This window comes from Herbaspirillum sp. (assembly GCF_017744395.1).
In the GTDB taxonomy this organism is placed as follows: Bacteria; Pseudomonadota; Gammaproteobacteria; order Burkholderiales; family Burkholderiaceae_D; genus Herbaspirillum.
The window spans coordinates 431,956-449,191 of the sequence record NZ_JAGIBI010000006.1; the positions used below are offsets into that span (position 1 = coordinate 431,956).

Below are 17,236 nucleotides of genomic sequence, written 5' to 3' on the forward strand. Positions count from 1 at the left end.
CTTATTTGTAGGTGTCGGGATAGTCGTGGTACTTGTTGATCTCGACGTCGTCCAGCACCGCCAGCGCATCGCTGGTCAGCACCGCCAGCGAGCAATACAGCGAGATCAGGTACGACGAGATCGCATGGTTGTTGATGCCCATGAAGCGCACCGACAGGCCCGGGCTTTGCTCGCCCGGCAGGCCCGGCTGGAACAGGCCGACCACGCCCTGGCGCTTGTCGCCCACGCGCAGCAGCAGGATCTTGCTCTTGCCGTCGGCCACCGGCACCTTGTCCGACGGGATCAGCGGGATGCCGCGCCAAGTGATGAACTGCGAACCGAACAGGCTGATGGTCGGCGGCGGCGTGCCGCGGCGGGTGGCTTCGCGGCCGAAGGCGGCGATCGCCAGCGGGTGCGCCAAGAAGAAGGCCGGTTCTTTCCAGACCTTGGTCAGCAGTTCGTCGAGGTCGTCCGGGGTCGGCGCGCCGGTCAGCGGGAAGATGCGCTGCTCGTCCGTCACCTGGGCCAGCAGGCCGTAGTCGGGGTTGTTGATCAGTTCGCTTTCCTGGTTTTCCTTGATGGTCTCGATGGTCAGGCGCAGCTGTTCCTTGATCTGGTCGTGCGGGCTGCTGTACAGGTCCGAGACGCGGGTATGCACATCGAGGACGGTGGAGACCGCGTTCAGGAAATACTCGCGCGGCTGTTCCTCGTAGTCGACGAAGGTGCGCGGCAACTGGTTTTCTGCTTCGCGCGCGGTGCACGTGACCTTGATCGACTCCGGGTTCTTGACCTTGTTGAGGCGATAGATGCCGGCTTCCACCGGTACCCATTGCAACAGGTGCGTCAGCCAGCGCGGGCTGATGGTTTCGAGTTGTGGGGCGGTTTTGGTGGCGTTGGCTAGCTGCCTTGCTGCGTTATCGCCGAGTGCGGTGGTACCGCCGACTGTTGCCGACATTTGGACTCCAATATGGGTGGGTTAGGGGAAGTTGCGGGTGAAACAACGACTTAAAGTGTCGCGGCTGGGGGCGGATGGCTCAACATGCTATAGCCATCAATTTCAGGCCGCGCACCAGGTTCTGCTGGCTGATGTGTTCTCCTCGCGTGACCAGTTCGGACGGCGACAAGGTCAGCGCATTGGCCAGTTTTTCCACGGTCACCAGCGAAGCGATCGCGGTGCCGCGCTCGATTTCCCCGATGTAGGAACGGTTCAGGTTCGAGTTCTCGGCCAGGCGCTCCTGCGACCAGCCGCGTGCGCGCCGCAGCTGGCGTACGCCGATGCCGAAGCTTTGCACCAGCGCGCTGAGCAGCGCTTCATCCTGGCTGGGTGTTTCTTGCGGTTCGGCGAGCTGGCTCATGGTCTTCTCCGTCAAGCCGCGGCGGTGAGGGCGGCGCCTTCTTCGCGCGATGCCGCCTGCGAGATATGGGCGCCGGCCGGCACGTCGTGGGTCAGCCAGACATTGCCGCCGATGACCGCGCCGCGCCCCAGCGTGATGCGGCCGAGGATGGTGGCGCCGGCATAGATGACGACGCCGTCTTCGACCACCGGATGGCGCGCATGGCCTTTTTCCAGCTTGCCCTGGGCATCGGTGGGAAAGCGCTTGGCGCCCAGCGTGACGGCCTGGTAGATGCGCACGTGGTTGCCGATGATGGTGGTTTCGCCGATTACCACGCCGGTACCGTGGTCGATGAAGAAGCCCGCGCCGATACTGGCGCCGGGGTGGATATCGATGCCGGTGGCGCTGTGCGCCAGTTCCGAGATGATGCGCGCCAGCAGCGGCAAGCCCAGCTGGTAGAGGCGGTGCGCCAGGCGGTAGTGGATCATCGCCAGCGTACCGGGATAGCACAGCAGCACCTCGTCGACGCTGCGCGCAGCCGGATCGCCGTGGTAGGCGGCCAGCACGTCGGTATCGAGCAGGCTGCGGATCTCCGGCAGCGAAGCGGCGAAGGCGCGGGTCACGCTCAGGGCTTCGGTGTCGAGATCGGGCGTGGGTTTGTTTTGCAGGCTGGCGCTGTATTTCAGTTCCAGCCGGGCTTGCTCCAGCAGGCTGTGCAGGGCGGCGTCGAGCGCGTGGGCGACGTGGAAGTTTTCGCTTTCCTGGCGCAGGTCGGGCGGACCCAGTCGCATCGGGAACAGCACGCCCTTGAGGGTATCGACGATCGAAGCCAGCGCATCGCGCGAGGGGAACTCGCGGCCGTTGGCGTCGTTGTTGCGCCGCTGCGAGAGACGCCAGTCCAGGCGCGCCTCATGCAGCGACTGGACGATCTGATGGATATCGAAATTGGCCACGCGATCCTCGTGATAAAGATGGGCTTAGTCCTGCACCCAGGGCAGGTCATGGAAGCGCCAGCCGTCGGCCTTGCCGCGCTGGTGCTGCTGGTCGATCTCGCCTTCGAAACCTTCCAGCACATTGAACACACAGGTCAGCCCGGCCTTGGTGGCGGCTTCGGCGGCGGCGACAGAACGCTTGCCGCTGCGGCACAGCAGCAGGGTGGGCACGTCCTTGCCGCCGATCTTGCTTTCCAGTTCGCGTACGAAACGGGGATTGCGCGACAGCGAGGTGCCGGTAGCCCAGGCGACGTGCGCGCTGCCGGGAACGTGGCCGACGAACTTGCGCTCTTCGGCCGTACGTACATCCACCAGCAAGGCGCGGCCGGACGAGAACAGCTCCCATGCCGCTTGCGGCGTGACGCCGCCGGCGTAGGGCAAGCCTGCGGCGATGGCCTGGTCGCGGATGGCGGCGAGTTCCTGGGGCAGTTCGAGCGGAGCGGCAAGCTGGGCCGGGACGGTGCTGAGGGTGGCGCTTGATGACATGTCGGGTTCTCCTGATACGGATGCCGCCACCACCGGATTTGGTGGTTATAGACGGCAATTCATGGAGCAACTCTAAAACCGCGCCACGAGAAAACGAACGAATAAAAGAGAGGCTGCAAAGAAGAAAAACGCATAAGAGAGACGTTCCAATTGCAAAAGCTGCGCATGGTTATGCGAATCGATTCGTTTGGCACAGGGCGGCGGCGCGGTATGTTGGCAAGGTCTGCTCCACTTCACCAACCTATATCGCCAATAGCACTGCCGGCCTGGCCTGCCGCCTCACACCGGGCGGCTGCCGCGCCATAAAGGAGGGGAGGCAGGCACATCCGGGCCGCCGCCTGCGCGGAGGCCGTCATCGAAGCAACGGAGCGGCGCCAGCAGCGCGATCATCCGGGCCCGTTCCGGATTACATGGAGGTGTTTGTCATATGTCGAATCCAACGATTGCCAACGCAGCCAATTCGCAGACCGGCCACCAGGCCCGCTTCAACGAGGACTGGCTGGCGCTGGGGATAGGCTTGCTGATTTTCTTGCTGGCGCTGTCCGGACTCGGGGGCGGAAATGTACTGGGATGGGTAGTGTCGACCGCGGTCTGGAGCGACCCGGCCGGAGCGTTGGCGCCGACTGCCAAGTCCTATGCCGGCTGGGGCGGCGCCGGGGCCTTGCTGGCAACCTATGCGGCGCTGCTGGTGGTGCTGTCCGCCGCTGCCTTCTTGCTCAAGCTGAACGTGCGCCGTTTCGCGCTGGCTTTTACCGTGGTGTTTGCGCTGGCTTACCTGAGTTGGTTCGCCGGCAACAATGCCTATCTGGCCGCAGTGACGCCGGCCGACCAGCAAAAGTTCGGTATTGCCTGGTCGTTGCACCTGACCAATGAAGGCGGCTTCGTGGTGGCCTTGATCGTGGGGCTGGTCATCAGCAATTTCTTTCCCCGTTTCGCCGAATGGCTCAAGGAGGCGATCCGCCCCGAGTTGTACATCAAGATCGCCATCGTGATTCTGGGCGGCTTCATCGCCGTGACCATCGCCGGCAAATTGTCGCTGGCCAGTTCGGTCTTGCTGCGCGGATTGGCCGCCATCGTCGAGGCTTACCTGATCTACTGGGCGGTGGTCTACTTCGTCGCCCGCAAATGGTTCGGCTTCAGCCGCGAATGGGCGGCGCCGCTGGCTTCGGGCATTTCCATTTGCGGCGTGGCGGCATCGATCGCCACGGGCGGTGCGATCCGCTCGCGTCCCGCGGTGCCGGTGCTGGTGTCGTCGCTGGTGGTGATTTTCGCGGTGATCGAAGTGCTGGTATTGCCGTTCCTGGCGCAGCTGTTCCTGTCGGATGAACCGCTGGTGGCGGCGGCGTGGCTGGGACTGGCGGTCAAGACCGATGGCGCGGCGGTGGCCGCGGGCGGCATCGCCGAGGCGCTGATCCAGGCCAAGAATGCCGCTCAAGGCATCCATTACCAGCCGGGATGGATCCTCGGCACCACGGCCACGGTCAAGGTATTCATCGATGTCTTCATCGGCATCTGGGCCTTCATCCTGGCCTATGTCTGGACCAACCATATCAACGTCCAGCCGGGCCAGCGGGCCAGGGCGGCGGAAATCTGGGAGCGCTTCCCGAAGTTCATCATCGGTTTCGTCGCGACCTTCCTGCTCGGTTTTTGGCTGGCCGCCTCCGGCACGCCCGAGACGCTGGCCAAGCTGACGCCATCGGTGGGTGTGGCCAATACCTTCCGCGTGATCTTTTTCATCCTGACCTTCTTCTCGATCGGCGTGCTGTCCAATTTCCGCAAGTTGTGGGAAGACGGCCTGGGCAAGCTGGTGGCGGTGTATGTGCTCAGCCTGTTCGGCTTCGTGATCTGGGTCGGATTGCTGGTGTCATGGATTTTCTTCAGTGGCGTCAAACCGCCGCTGGCCAATTGAACAACTGGGCAAGGAGCCAATCATGTCGTCGCAAGAAGACCTGAAGAAAGAACTGAACGCTGCCGGGCCGGCTGAGCCGTTGCTGCCGGTGGAAAAGAAATTGATCGCCGGCAGCCTCATCACCGGCATCATCCTGTTGGTTGTTCTGTTCGTCGCCAACCGTTTCTTCCCGTTGGCGGGCTGAGCGGCCGTCATCCGCAGCGCCCCGGCGGCCCATTGTGATGGGCCGCCGGGGCCTTGTCTTTTCAATTCATCCGGGAAGCCTGACGCCTTGCTCCATGCCGTCCGCATGAGTGACCGGCGTTTCCCGCAAGAGGCGGCGCGCGGCCATGCGCTGCGGATCGGAACGGCGACCGACCCATAGCGCGAACTGTTCCAATGCCGAGCAAAGCAGGAAGTACAGGATGCCGACGAACAGGAAGATTTCAGCCGGATGCACCATCAGCCGGCTGTTGACCTGGGCCGCGACGAACGACAATTCGCCCACGCCGACGATGTAGGCCAGCGAACTGTCCTTGACCAGCGTGACCCATTGGTTGACGAAGGAGGGCAGCATGATCTGCAGCGCCTGCGGCAGGATGATGTGGCGCAGCACCGCCAGCCGCGGCAGCCCGAGCGACAGGCCGGCCTGCCATTGCCCTTGGCCGATGCCGTGGATGCCGGCCGCCACCGAATGCGCCAGGTAGGCCGCGCCCACCAGCGACAGGGCGAACATCACCGACAGCACGCCCGGCACGTCGATGCTGAAGGCGATCGGCAGCAGGAAGTAGGTCCAGAAGATCAGCATCAGCACCGGGATGGCGCGGAAGAATCCCAGCGCCAGCATCAAGAGCTTGTGCCAGGGGCCGCTGCCGATGGCCAGCAGGATGCCCAGCAGCAGTCCCAGGATTGCCGACATGACGGCCGAGCCGGCGCTCAGCAGCAGCGTCAGCGCGGCGCCGCCGAGCGGGCCGTCGGGGTAGTTGCCCCACAGCAGATAGGGCAGGTTGTCGAGAAGGACAGCGAGTTGCATCAGCGTCTTCCTTGTTGCACTCGGCGTATGCGCAGGCGGTAATGCCCGGCGCTTTCGATGGCGGCGATGGCGGTGATGTACAGCAGCGTGGCCACGCCGAAGGCCTGGAAAGCCAGGAAGGTTTCCGACTCTACCTGGCGCGAGGTGTAGGACAGTTCGGCCAGGCCGATGCCCATGGTCAGAGAGGTGTTCTTGAGGATATTCATGTATTGGCCCAGCAGCGGCGGCAGGGCGATGCGGGTGGCTTGCGGCAGCACGATGTAGCGCAGCACCTGCCAGCGCGTCATGCCGATGGCCGCGCCCGCCAGCGCCTGGCCGGGGGCGACGCCGCGAATGCCGGAGCGGATTTCCTCGCTGACGTAGGCGGTGGAATAGAACACCAGCCCGCACAGCGCGGCCAGGAATTCGAAGGACGGCCAGCTCAGCGTGAACAGGCCGAACGGGCGCAGGCTGTGGTCGCCGTTGAGCCAGTCCATGGTCCCTTCGGGGAACAGGCTGGGCACGCCGAAGTACCAGAACAGCAATTGCACCAGCAAGGGCGTGTTGCGAAACAGCGAGGTGTAGGCGGCGGCCGCGCCATGCAGCGCGCGGTTGGCGCTGGAGCGCGCCGCCGCCAGCAGCGTGCCGGCCAGGGTGGAAAGCAAGGCGACACAGGCGGTCAGCCACAGCGTGGTCAGGAAGCCTTGCCACATCCAGTACAGGTATTTCGGCGCCAGCAAGGGACCGGCGTAGAGTTGGGCGAGCATGGTGGGCGCGAAGAAAAGCAAACGGCCGGCGCAATGCCGGCCACGGTTACAGCAGCTTGCTGCGGATTATTTCTGGCTCAGCTTGGTATCGCCGATCTTGAACAGGCGCGGCAGCGGCTGGGCGCTTTGCGGGCCGAACCACTTGTCGTAGATCTGCTGCGCGGTGCCGTTCTTTTCCAGTTCGCGCAGCCAGTCGTTGAGGTAGGACACCAGGCGGGTTTCGCCCTTGGGCACGCCCACGCCTTCGTACTCCTCGGAGATGGCGAACGGCGGGATTTCATACTTGTCCTTGTCCGGCAGAGTGCCAAGGATCGCGGTCAGCTTGGTGCCGTCCTGGCTGAAGGCCTGGATGTTGCCGTTGCGCAGAGCAGCCAGGCCCAGCGGGGTATCGTCGTACAGCACGACCTTGGTGTCGGGATACTTCTCGCGCAGGGTGGTTTCCATCGTGGTGCCCTTGTCGGTGCCTACGCGTACCTTCTTGATGTCGTCGGCGCTCTTGAGCAGGCCTTTCTTCGCCAGGAACTGCTGGCCCGAGGCGATGTAGGGAATGCTGAAATCGATCACCTTGGCGCGGTCTTCGGTGATGGTGAAGTTGGCGAACACCAGGTCGACCTTGTTGGAGGTCAGCAGCGGGATGCGGTTGGCCGGATTGGTCGGCACGATCTCCACCTTCACGCCCAGCTTCTTGCCCAGTTCCTGGGCGTAGTCGATGTCCAGGCCGACGATCTTCTTGCTGTTGGCGTCGACGTAGCCGAACGGCGGGTTGCCGTCGAAGGCGGCCACGCGCAGCACGCCGGCCTTCTTGATGTCGTCCAGCTTGTCGGCGTGCGCGGCGCCCGAGATCAGGGCCAGCGCGAGAAACAATGGGGTGAATGCGGTACGTAATTGCATGAGGGGCTTCCTTGTTGTTGTGAGTTCCGGCCCGGGTCGGGCGACATCATCTGGTGTGAGGGTGCACCAAATGGGAGCGAGTATAGGAAGCGGGGGAGGGAGAGGGAACGACTATTTCCGGCTTTGAATATGCGGAAATCGGCGATGAGGAAGAGGGCGGGAAAGTGTACGCATCGCCGTCGTCCCGGCGCAGATCGGGACGACGGTGGCGTTTGTCATGCCGCAATTGCAGCGGCGCGGGATGTTCTATTTCTGCGCGAACCAGCGGCTCTCGATCTCGGCAGGCGAGAGCGGGCGCCCATGCAGGTAGCCCTGGATGATATCGCAGCCGGCCGCGCGCAAGAACGTGTTCTGGTCTTCGGACTCGACGCCCTCGGCCACGACCCGCAGGCGCAGCTTGTGCGCGATGGCGATGATGGCTTCGGTGATGGCGACGTTGTCGGCGTCGTGGGGAATGTCCTTGACGAAGCTGCGGTCGATCTTGAGGGTGTCGAGCGGATATTGCTTCAGGCTCGCCAGCGACGAATAGCCGGTGCCGAAGTCGTCGACAGAAATGGTCACGCCCAGTTCGCGCATGCGCTTGAGCAGCGCCGCCGCCGCCTGCGGGTTTTGCATGATGGCGCCCTCGGTGATCTCCAGCTCCAGCAGGGACGGCGGCAGGCCGCTTTGCGCCAGCGCGGCATCGATGCTGGCGGTCAGGTCGTCGGACAGGAACTGGCAGGGTGACAGGTTGACGGCGATGCGGCCGAAGCGGTAGCCGCTATCCAGCCAGGCTTTGCCCTGCTTGCAGGCCTCGCGCAAAATCCAGTTGCCCAGCGGGACGATCAGGCCGGTCTGCTCGGCCAGGCTGATGAACAGTCCCGGCGCGATCAGGCCGCGGGTCGGATGGCGCCAGCGCACCAGCGCTTCCATGCCGCAGATGCCGCCGTCGTCGGAGGAGACCTGGGGCTGGTAGAACAGTTCGAATTCCTCGCGTTCCAGCGCGTGCCGCAGGCTGTTCTCCAGCAGCATCTGCTCCAGCGCGTGGTCGCTCATTTCCTTGTTGAAGAGCTGGAAGGTGTTTTTCCCGCGCTCCTTGGCGCGGTACATGGCGATGTCGGCGTTCTTGAGGATGGTCATGGCATCCTTGCCGTGCTGCGGGTACATCGCACAGCCGATGCTGGCGCTCAGGAAGATCTTGTGGCCGTTGATGAAGAACGGTTCGGCCATGTCGTTCATCAGGCGCTGCGCCAGCGCGGCCACGATGTCTTCCGAGGGAGAGTCGTCCAGCACCACGATGAATTCGTCGCCGCCGAAGCGCGCCAGCACGTCCTGTTGCCGCAGTTGCCGGCGCAGGCGTTCGGTGGCGGCCACCAGCAGCTGGTCGCCGGAGTGGTGGCCGAGGGTGTCGTTGACCGATTTGAAGCGGTCGAAGTCGATGAAGAACAGCACCAGGTGCTCGCCGCGCTGTTCCGCGTCGCCGATCTTCTCGGACAGGACGCGCATGAGGCTGTTGCGGTTGAACAGTCCGGTCAGGTTGTCGTGCTCGGCCAGGTAGGCCAGCTTGTTCTCGGTTTCCTTGCGGATGGTGTTGTCGGTGAAGACGCCGACATAGTGCGAAATGGCGTCGTGGCTGTCGCGGATGGTGGAGATCGACAGCCAGGCCGGATACCAGGTGCCGTCCTTGCGGCGGTCCATCATTTCCCCTTGCCAGTTGCCGATCGCGGCCAACTGCTCCAGCATGCTGCGGTTGACGTTGGTGCGGGAGCTGGGGCCGGTCATCATGCGCGAATGCTTGCCGATCGCTTCATCGATGCCGTAGCCGGTAATCCGGGTGAAGGCCGGGTTGACCGTCAGGATGCGGCACTCCGCATCGGTGATGAGGATGCCTTCGCTGGCCGATTCGAACACCCGGTCGGCCAGGCGCGAATGCGAGGCGGCCTGCACTTGCTGGTTGACGTCCAGCGCCATGCCGATGAGGGCGGCGCGGCCTTCGAATTCATCCACGCTGCTGTGCACTTCGACCCAGCGCCGGGTTCCGTCCTGGGCCGACATGCGGCAGGTATGGCGGACGCGGCTGTGGGCGCCGTCCAGCAATTGCCGGTGCTGCGTTTGCACCAGCGCCAGGTCTTCCGGCGCGACCAGTTCCGAAAACGGCAGCCCGACCATCTCCTGCGCGTTGCCGTAGCCCAGGATGTCCGCCATCCTGGGGTTGGCGTACAGCACGCAGCCTGCCGCGTCGACCATGTAGATCCCGACCAGCGCCTGTTCGTGGAAATGGCGCACGCTGCGTTCAGGCAAGGCCGCATTCCCGTCCTGGCGCGGCGGAAAATAGCCTTGCGGGTCGTTGGGGGCAACCGAAGTATTGTTGATGGACACGGACATAGTTTGTTTCCACACTCATTGTGGTCTTAGAACCGGTAATACACGAACGGAAGCTTGCTGAGCCGGTACGGGGCCCTGGCGGATACCCAGCCGGGGGCCGCTACGCAAAACCAGGATGCGCCGGCGTTTTTGTTTGCTGCCTGTTCCCGCTGGCGCAGATGCGCCGGGATTTTTCCTTTGAGGCTTGTCCCAATGTGCTTTTTTTCAATTGTCTTTGTCTCCTTCCCGCCTTCCGCTATCCACCCAGGAGCCGCGCGCAACCTTCGGGAAAAGGTCGCCAAGGGGCCTTCTGGCGCGATAAGAACACCGGGGTCAATCCGGCGCTCGCGTAAAGGCTGCCGTCGTACATCTCATGGGCTTCTGCGAGGCCGGCGCGGCATGGATACCCTGGGATACCCTGTCGCCTGCGCGCAGGCCACCCGGGATCCCTGTGTCAGGAGCCCGGAACGGCGAGGCAAAAAGATGAAAATAAGACGGGGATATTGCTTGCGTGATGGCCAAGGTGGATGACGCTGCGCCTTGGCTTATTTTTTGTTTTCCGCATCATGCCTGAGAAGCACTCGAAAGTCATGCGCAATGCGCGCGGATCGACGAAGTTCGCACGAACATGTCTCAATTTTAGGATGTCATACCAGCAGGACGTAGGGCCATGTGCCTGGATAGGATTTGTTATTAATAATTTTGAGAATTAATGCCGATTTAATGAGAATGAACTTGGGGAAAACGGATCGTCCGCAGCCCTCTTGTCAGATGAGGCAATAAAACATCATTTCTTTCTCAATTGGCGGGACATCGGCCGGATCTGCCCGCCTGAAGCCGGTGCGAAAACAGGCATAGGGCAATTAATGGATAAAATGTCGCCAAATCTATGAACTTTTGATGTGTCGGGGAAGATGTCGGATGGGGAATTTCTTTTTTAGTGCCGCGGACGGGGGAAATATTCTGCAAGGCACTTACAGCATAGGCTTGGTATTGCTGTCGTTGTTCGTGTCGGTATTTTCAGCCACGATGGCCTTGCAGACCTCCTATGTCGCAAGGCATACCACCCAGCAGATGCATCGGCAGGTCGCCATCGCCACCGGCGCCATCGCCCTGGGCGGCGGCATCTGGACCATGCACTTCATCGGCATGCTGGCGTTCGACCTGTGCCTGTCGGTGGATTACAGCCTGGGCATCACCGCCTTGTCGGTCGTTCCGGCGCTGGCCGCCTCCTGGGTGGCATTGAACATGCTGTCCCGGGCCAATATCTCGATACTCCAGCTCCTGGCCGGCGGCGTGCTGGTCGGCGCCGGCATCGGCACCATGCACTACACCGGCATGGCGGCGATGCGGATGTCCGCCGTGCTGCGCTACGATCCCTGGTATTTCGCCTTGTCCATCGTGGTCGCCGTGGTCCTTGCGACCATCTCGCTGGGCGTGCGCTTCAAGCTGCGCGGCATCAAGATGTGCCGCATCACCCGCCTGATCATCAGCGGCACGATCATGGGATTGGCCATTTGCGGCATGCACTACACCGGCATGAGCGCGGCCCGCTTCATCGGCGCCGCCGAAACGCAGCACAGCGGGATACTCATCAGCACGACCTTCGCCTCGCTGGCGCTCTCCATGTTCACCATCACCGTCACGGTGCTGGTGACGGCGGCCAACGGGATGATGCGCTACAACGAAACCTTCCAGATGATGAAGGAGAGCGAGTCGCGCATCCGCGCCATCGTCGAGACCGCCGTCGACGGCATCATCACGATCGACAGCAAGGGCAAAGTGCAGGCGATGAACCGCTCGGCCGAGCGCCTGTTCGGCTGGTCGGCCGACGAAGTGCTGGGCAAGAACATCAAGATGCTGATGCCCGAGCCGCACCAGTCGAGCCACGATGGCTACCTGAAGAATTTCCTGTCCACCGGGTTCGCCAAGATCATCGGTCAGGGGCGTGAAGTGACTGCGCTCCACAAGAGCGGCAAACTGATTCCTGTGCGCCTGGCGGTAGGGCAGGTCGACATGCCGGGCGCGCCGTTGTTCGTCGGCTTCCTGACCGACATCAGCGAGCGCCGGGCGCTGGAAGCCTCGCTGCGCGAAGCGGCGGAGAAGGCGGAGCAGGCCGCGGCGGCCAAGACCACCTTCCTGGCCAATATGAGCCATGAGATCCGCACCCCGATGAATGCCGTGATCGGCTTCTCGGAGCTGCTGCTCAAGGGGGATCTGAACCCCACCCAGCGCGCCCACATGACCACGGTGCACCAGTCGGCCCGCTCGCTGCTGGGCCTGCTCAACGACATCCTGGATACCACCAAGCTGGAAAAGGGCGGCGTGACGCTGGAGAGCATCGACTTTTCCCTGCGCGAAGTGGCGCAGCAGATCGTCACTTCGCTGCGCCTCAATGCCGAAAAGAAGAAGCTGAACCTGGTGCTCGATTACGCCGAGGGCCTGCCGGAATATTTCAAGGGCGATCCGCTGCGTATCCAGCAGATCCTGACCAACCTGCTCGGCAACGCCATCAAATTTACCCAGCAAGGCACGGTGCGCCTGCATCTGTACCAGGACGGCGAGCGCGTCGGCATCGAAGTGTGGGATACCGGCATCGGCATGACGCCGGAGCAGTTGAGCCGTATTTTCGATCCGTTCTCGCAGGCCGATGCCTCCATCAGCCGTCGTTTCGGCGGAACGGGCCTGGGCACCACGATCGCCAGCCAGTTGATCGAACTGATGGACGGGACGATGACGGCGGAGAGCGAGTTGGGCAAGGGCAGCGTGTTCCGGCTGTCGCTCCCGCTCAAGCCCGGCGAAAAGCCGTCGTTCCAGGCCAATGCGCTGGGCATCGGCAAGCTGCCGGCATTGAATGTGCTCATCGCCGACGACGTTCCCCAGAACGTGGAATTGCTCACGCTCCTGCTGGAAGAAGCCGGCCATACGGTCACGGCCGCCAGCGACGGTACCCAGGTGATCGACCTGTTCTTCGCCGGCCGCTACGACCTGGTGCTGATGGATGTGCACATGCCGAATGTGGACGGCCTGGAAGCTACCCGCCGCATCCGCGTCGAGGAAGAAAAGCTGGGACGCGAAAAAACCCCGATCATTGCGCTGACCGCCAGCGTGATGGAGTCCGACCGCAAGGCGGCGCAGGCGGCCGGCATGAACGGCTTCGCCAGCAAGCCCTTCGACATCCCCAAGCTGCGCGCCGAAATTGCCCGCGTATTGAAGGTGGCGCCCGGCGAGCCGATCATGGCCGATATCCAGGATGGGCAGGAAAAGAGGGTCATCGATTGGGTGCGGGGCGAACAGTTGTGGCGCACCAGGGAACGGATGGCCGAAGCCATTTTCCGCTTCCTGGCCGATGTCGAGAAACGCCATCCGCTGCCGCTGCCGGGCGCGGCCGCCGATACCGTGGACTGGGTGCAGGCGGCCAAGAGCCTGCACGGCATCCGCGGCGCGTCGGCCAACCTGGGGCTGCTCGCGGTGGCCAACCTGAGCGGCATTCTCGAACAGGGAACCGATGGGCCGGCCGACGGCTGGTTCGAACAGCTGCAGGAATTGCGGACGCAACTGGCGCTGGTCAAGAGCACGCTGCAAGAGCAGGAATGGTCGTCTTCGCAGATGACGGCGGCTGCCGGCACTCCCGCCGATCTAGCCGATATCGCCGTATCGCTGGAAAAGCTGAGCAAGCGCCTGCGGCATGGCGAGCTGGATGAGGAGAATTTCGACAAGATCAGCAACTGGCTGCTTGAGAATGGCGAAGTGGGCGTGCGCAATTCGATTCACGACGCCATCGAGTCGTTCGACTTCGAAAGCGCCGGCGAGCAGCTTGGAAAGCTGATGGAATCGCTCAAGGCAGAACAGTCCCCTTCCGTATAAGCGCCTGTCCGGGATCCCGGCATCCGGGATGGGCGGCAATAAGAATGTAATGCAATGAAAAACGAAGAACGCAAATGTATCCTGCTGGTGGACGATGAGCCCACCAACCTGCAAGTCTTGAGGCACACCCTGCAGGACGAATACCGGCTCCTGTTCGCCAAGGACGGGGAAAAGGCGCTGCAATTGGCGCGGGCCGAGAAGGTCGACCTGATCCTGCTGGACGTGATGATGCCCGGCATGTCCGGCTATGACGTCTGCAAGACGCTCAAGGCGGCGCCGGAAACCCAGGCGATCCCGGTCATTTTCATCACGGCCCTGAACCAGGTGTCCGATGAGCAGATGGGCTTCGACCTCGGCGCGGTGGACTACATCACCAAGCCGTTCAGCCCGATCATCGTCAAGGCGCGCGTCAAGAGCCAGCTCTCGCTGGTGCAGCTGGACGTGCTGCGGGAGACCCGCCTGCAGGTGGTGCAATGCCTGGGGATGGCGGCCGAGTACAAGGACAACGAAACCGGGATGCACGTCATCCGCATGAGCCATTACGCCAAGACCCTGGCGCTGCGGGCCGGATACAGCGCCTCCGAGGCGGAGGAACTGCTGCATGCGGCGCCGATGCACGATGTGGGCAAGATCGGCATTCCGGACGCGATCCTGCAAAAGCCCGGCAAGCTGGAGCCGGAAGAGTGGTCCATCATGCAGCAGCATGCGCGCATCGGCGCCGAGATCATCGGCGAGCATGCCACCGGCCTGTTGAAGACGGCCCGGCTGATCGCCTTGTACCACCATGAAAAATGGGATGGCAGCGGTTATCCGAACGGCGTGGTCGGCAACGATATTCCCCAGGCGGCGCGCATCATCGCCATTGCCGACGTGTTCGACGCCTTGACCAGCGTCAGGCCGTACAAGGCGGCCTGGTCGGTGGAAGACGCGCTGGCCTTGATCCAGCGCGAAAGCGGGAAGCACTTCGATCCGGAGCTGGTGCCGCTGTTTGTGGAGTGCCTGCCGGAGATCCTGGAAATCAAGGCGCGCTGGAGCGATCCGATGGAGGTTCCCGTTTGAGCGGGACGAGCCCCGGCGGAAAATAAAAAAGACGGTGGAAAATTCCACCGTCTTTTTTTATGGCTTGGGAACCTGCGTTGCTTCTCAGAACGCCGGTACGATCGCGCCCTGGTACTTCTCTTCGATGAACTTCTTGACGTCAGGCGAGTTCAGCGCGGCGGCCAGCTTCTTGATGGCGGCGCTGTCCTTGTTGTCTTCGCGCGCCACCAGCAGGTTGGCGTAGGGCGAGTTGGCGTCTTCGATGAACAGCGAATCCTTGACCGGGTTCAGCTTGGCTTCCAGCGCGTAGTTGGTGTTGATCAGCGCCACATCCACCTGGTTCAGCACGCGCGGCAGGGTGGCCGCTTCCAGTGCGCGGAACTTCAGCTTCTTCGGGTTTTCGGTGATGTCCTTCTGGGTGGCCGAGATGCTGGTGTTGTCCTTGAGCTTGATCAGGCCGTTGCGAGCCAGCAGCAGCAGGGCGCGGCCCGAGTTGGACGGGTCGTTGGGGATGGCGATGGTGGCGCCGTTGGGGATGTCGGCAACCTTCTTGTACTTCTGCGAGTAGGCGGCGAACGGTTCGACGTGGACCTTGGCGACCGGCACTTCGATGTCGTTCTTGTGGCTCTTCTTGAATTGGTCGAGGTAGGGCTGGTGCAGGAAGAAGTTGCCGTCGACCTGCTTCTCGTTGGTCTGCGCGGCCGGCTGCACGTAGTCGGTGAATACCTTCACCTGCAGGTCGATGCCTTCCTTGGCCAGGACCGGCTTGATGTGTTCCAGGATCTCGGCGTGCGGCACCGGGGTGGCGGCGATCACCAGCTTGTCGGCGGCGTGGGCGCCGATGGAAAACGCCAGTGCGGCGCCGGCGAACAGGTGGGGGATCAGTTTGCGGGACATGTGTTTGCTCCAGTCTTGTTGTGAGAGGTCAAAAGATTATTTACGGGTAAAGCGCAGCACCAGGCGGTCGCCGAAGAACTGCAGCAATTGCACCAGCACCACCAGGATGGCGACGGTCACCACCATCACTTCGGTCTGGAAGCGCTGGTAGCCGTAGCGGATCGCCAGGTCGCCCAGGCCGCCGCCGCCGATCACGCCCGACATCGCGGCATACGACATCAGCGTGATGGCGGTGATCGTGACCGCCGCCAGCAGGCCCGGCAGGGCCTCGGGCAGCAGCGCGCCGAAGATGATCTGGCGGCGCCGCGCGCCCATGGCGGTACAGGCTTCGATCACGCCGCGGTCAATCTCGCGCAGGACGTTTTCGGTCAGGCGCGCGAAGAAGGGGGCGGTGCCGATCACCAGCGGCGGGATGGAACCGGTCACGCCCAGCGAGGTGCCCACCAGCCACAGCGTGAACGGGATCAATACGATCAGCAGGATCAGGAACGGCACCGAGCGCAGCACGTTCACCAGCAGCGACAGCACCGCATACACGCCGCGCTGCTCCAGCAGTTGCTTGCGGTTGGTGAGGAACAGCAGGATGCCCAGCGGCAGTCCCAGCAGCACCGTGAAGAACAGCGAGCCGCCGGTCATGGCCAGGGTTTCCAGCGTGGCGTCCCAGACTTCGCTCCAGTCGATCTGCGACAAGTCGATCAGCGCGCTCATGCCAGCACCTCATGGTCGATGCCGGAAGTGGTCAGGCGCTCCAGCACCTGGGCCACGGCTTCCTCGCCGCCGGAGAACTCCACCAGCAATTGCCCATAGGGCGTGTCCTTGATGCGCGAGACGGTGCCTTGCACGATGGTCGCCAGCGCCGCGGTGGCCGCGGTCAGCTGCGACAGGATAGGTTGCGCCGCCAGTTCGCCGGCATAGGTCAGGCGCACCAGCTTGCCGCCGGCGCGGCGCGTATAGGGCGCCAGCACATCGTCGAAGGCGAAGCTCTCGGCCAGCAGCGCGCGCGTGACCGCATGGCGCGGGTGCAGGAAGGTGTCGACCACGTCGCCGCGCTCGACCACCTGGCCGGCGTCGAGCACCGCCACGCGGTCGCAGATGTTGCGGATCACTTGCATTTCGTGGGTGATGAGTACGATGGTCAGGCCCAGCTTGCGGTTGATTTCCAGCAGCAGGCGCAGGATCGATTGGGTGGTTTCGGGATCGAGCGAGGAAGTCGCCTCGTCGCACAGCAGCAGGCACGGCGAATTGGCCAGCGCGCGGGCGATGCCAACGCGCTGCTTTTGCCCGCCCGAGAGCTGCGCCGGATACTGGTCGCGGTGCGCTTCCAGGCCGACCAGCTGCAGCAGCTCGTCGACGCGGCGGTCGCGCTGCTCACGGCTGTAGCGGCCGGTGATCTTCAGCGGCCAGTCGATGTTCTGGGCCACGGTCTTGGCGTTCAACAGGTTGAAATGCTGGAACACCATGCCGATGTGCTGGCGCAGTTCCAGCAGGCCGTCGTGGCCGAGGCCGGTGATGTCTTCGCCGTCGATCAGGATGCGGCCGCTGTCAGGGCGTTCCAGCAGGTTCAGGGTGCGGATCAGCGTGCTCTTGCCGGCGCCGGAGCGACCGATGATGCCGAAGATTTCCCCTTGGGCGATGTCCAGGTTGATGTCTTGCAGGGCGACGATGTCGCGCTTGCCTACCTGGTAGTTTTTATGGAGGTGCTCGATGCGGATCACAATGGTCAGTGTTGATGAAACTGACCA

The 17,236-nt window shown here is 63.1% G+C and carries 15 protein-coding genes; 4 read left to right on the forward strand and 11 right to left on the reverse strand.

What is annotated here, in order from left to right; all coding sequences use genetic code 11:
* Position 1 precedes the first annotated feature (1 nt).
* From J7548_RS16785 to J7548_RS16800, 4 genes are all read right to left on the reverse strand, one after another.
* Entirely contained in the window at positions 2-934 is a 933-nt protein-coding gene (locus tag J7548_RS16785; protein WP_290976585.1) for a family 2A encapsulin nanocompartment shell protein, read from the reverse strand.
* 79 nt (positions 935-1,013) lie between these two features.
* The gene (locus tag J7548_RS16790) at positions 1,014-1,334 is read right to left on the reverse strand and encodes a helix-turn-helix transcriptional regulator (protein ID WP_290976588.1); all 321 of its coding nucleotides are present in this window, start codon (positions 1,332-1,334) and stop codon (positions 1,014-1,016) included.
* A gap of 11 nt (positions 1,335-1,345) precedes the next feature.
* The gene (gene epsC, locus J7548_RS16795) at positions 1,346-2,266 is read right to left on the reverse strand and encodes a serine O-acetyltransferase EpsC (protein WP_290976591.1); all 921 of its coding nucleotides are present in this window, start codon (positions 2,264-2,266) and stop codon (positions 1,346-1,348) included.
* 24 nt (positions 2,267-2,290) lie between these two features.
* Positions 2,291-2,791 carry a rhodanese-like domain-containing protein gene (locus tag J7548_RS16800; RefSeq protein ID WP_290976594.1) on the reverse strand — a complete coding sequence of 167 codons (501 nt, stop codon included), beginning with the start codon at positions 2,789-2,791 and terminating at the stop codon, positions 2,291-2,293.
* Positions 2,792-3,218: 427 nt separating this feature from the next.
* Between J7548_RS16800 and J7548_RS16805 the strand changes: the two genes are divergently transcribed.
* Both J7548_RS16805 and J7548_RS16810 read left to right on the forward strand, forming a co-directional pair.
* Positions 3,219-4,700, forward strand: a complete 1,482-nt coding sequence (locus J7548_RS16805) for a putative sulfate exporter family transporter (protein WP_290976597.1) — start codon at positions 3,219-3,221, stop codon at positions 4,698-4,700.
* A gap of 22 nt (positions 4,701-4,722) precedes the next feature.
* A complete protein-coding gene (locus J7548_RS16810; protein WP_290976600.1) occupies positions 4,723-4,884 on the forward strand; it encodes a hypothetical protein in 162 nt (53 codons plus the stop codon).
* A gap of 66 nt (positions 4,885-4,950) precedes the next feature.
* Here the strand turns inward: J7548_RS16810 and J7548_RS16815 are convergent, their stop codons facing one another.
* The 4 genes from J7548_RS16815 to J7548_RS16830 form a co-directional block, all read right to left on the reverse strand.
* The gene (locus J7548_RS16815; protein ID WP_290976603.1) at positions 4,951-5,712 is read right to left on the reverse strand and encodes an amino acid ABC transporter permease; all 762 of its coding nucleotides are present in this window, start codon (positions 5,710-5,712) and stop codon (positions 4,951-4,953) included.
* Positions 5,712-6,458, reverse strand: coding sequence for an amino acid ABC transporter permease (locus J7548_RS16820; protein WP_290976605.1), 747 nt, complete (start codon positions 6,456-6,458; stop codon positions 5,712-5,714). The genes J7548_RS16815 and J7548_RS16820 overlap by 1 nt, the downstream gene beginning before the upstream one ends.
* A gap of 66 nt (positions 6,459-6,524) precedes the next feature.
* The gene (locus J7548_RS16825) at positions 6,525-7,349 is read right to left on the reverse strand and encodes an ABC transporter substrate-binding protein (protein WP_290976606.1); all 825 of its coding nucleotides are present in this window, start codon (positions 7,347-7,349) and stop codon (positions 6,525-6,527) included.
* A gap of 246 nt (positions 7,350-7,595) precedes the next feature.
* Positions 7,596-9,713: a bifunctional diguanylate cyclase/phosphodiesterase gene (locus J7548_RS16830; protein ID WP_290976608.1), complete on the reverse strand. Its 2,118-nt coding sequence runs from the start codon at positions 9,711-9,713 to the stop codon at positions 7,596-7,598.
* A 972-nt stretch (positions 9,714-10,685) separates the two neighbouring features.
* Between J7548_RS16830 and J7548_RS16835 the strand changes: the two genes are divergently transcribed.
* A complete protein-coding gene (locus tag J7548_RS16835; protein WP_290976609.1) occupies positions 10,686-13,559 on the forward strand; it encodes an MHYT domain-containing protein in 2,874 nt (957 codons plus the stop codon).
* Between the two features lie 54 nt (positions 13,560-13,613).
* Positions 13,614-14,618 (forward strand): HD domain-containing phosphohydrolase, encoded by a 1,005-nt coding sequence (locus J7548_RS16840; protein WP_290976613.1) that lies wholly within the window; start codon positions 13,614-13,616, stop codon positions 14,616-14,618.
* An 84-nt stretch (positions 14,619-14,702) separates the two neighbouring features.
* On the opposite strand, the gene J7548_RS16845 is transcribed toward J7548_RS16840, so the two are convergent.
* Genes J7548_RS16845 through J7548_RS16855 form a run of 3 tightly spaced genes read right to left on the reverse strand, consistent with a single transcriptional unit; the run spans position 14,703 to position 17,209 of the window.
* Positions 14,703-15,494, reverse strand: coding sequence for a MetQ/NlpA family ABC transporter substrate-binding protein (locus J7548_RS16845; RefSeq protein ID WP_290976616.1), 792 nt, complete (start codon positions 15,492-15,494; stop codon positions 14,703-14,705).
* A 36-nt stretch (positions 15,495-15,530) separates the two neighbouring features.
* Complete coding sequence (locus J7548_RS16850; protein ID WP_290976618.1) at positions 15,531-16,202, reverse strand: methionine ABC transporter permease; 672 nt, start codon at positions 16,200-16,202, stop codon at positions 15,531-15,533.
* Positions 16,199-17,209, reverse strand: a complete 1,011-nt coding sequence (locus J7548_RS16855; protein ID WP_290976621.1) for an ATP-binding cassette domain-containing protein — start codon at positions 17,207-17,209, stop codon at positions 16,199-16,201. Before J7548_RS16855 ends, J7548_RS16850 begins: the two co-directional genes overlap by 4 nt.
* Between the last annotated feature and the right edge of the window lie 27 nt (positions 17,210-17,236).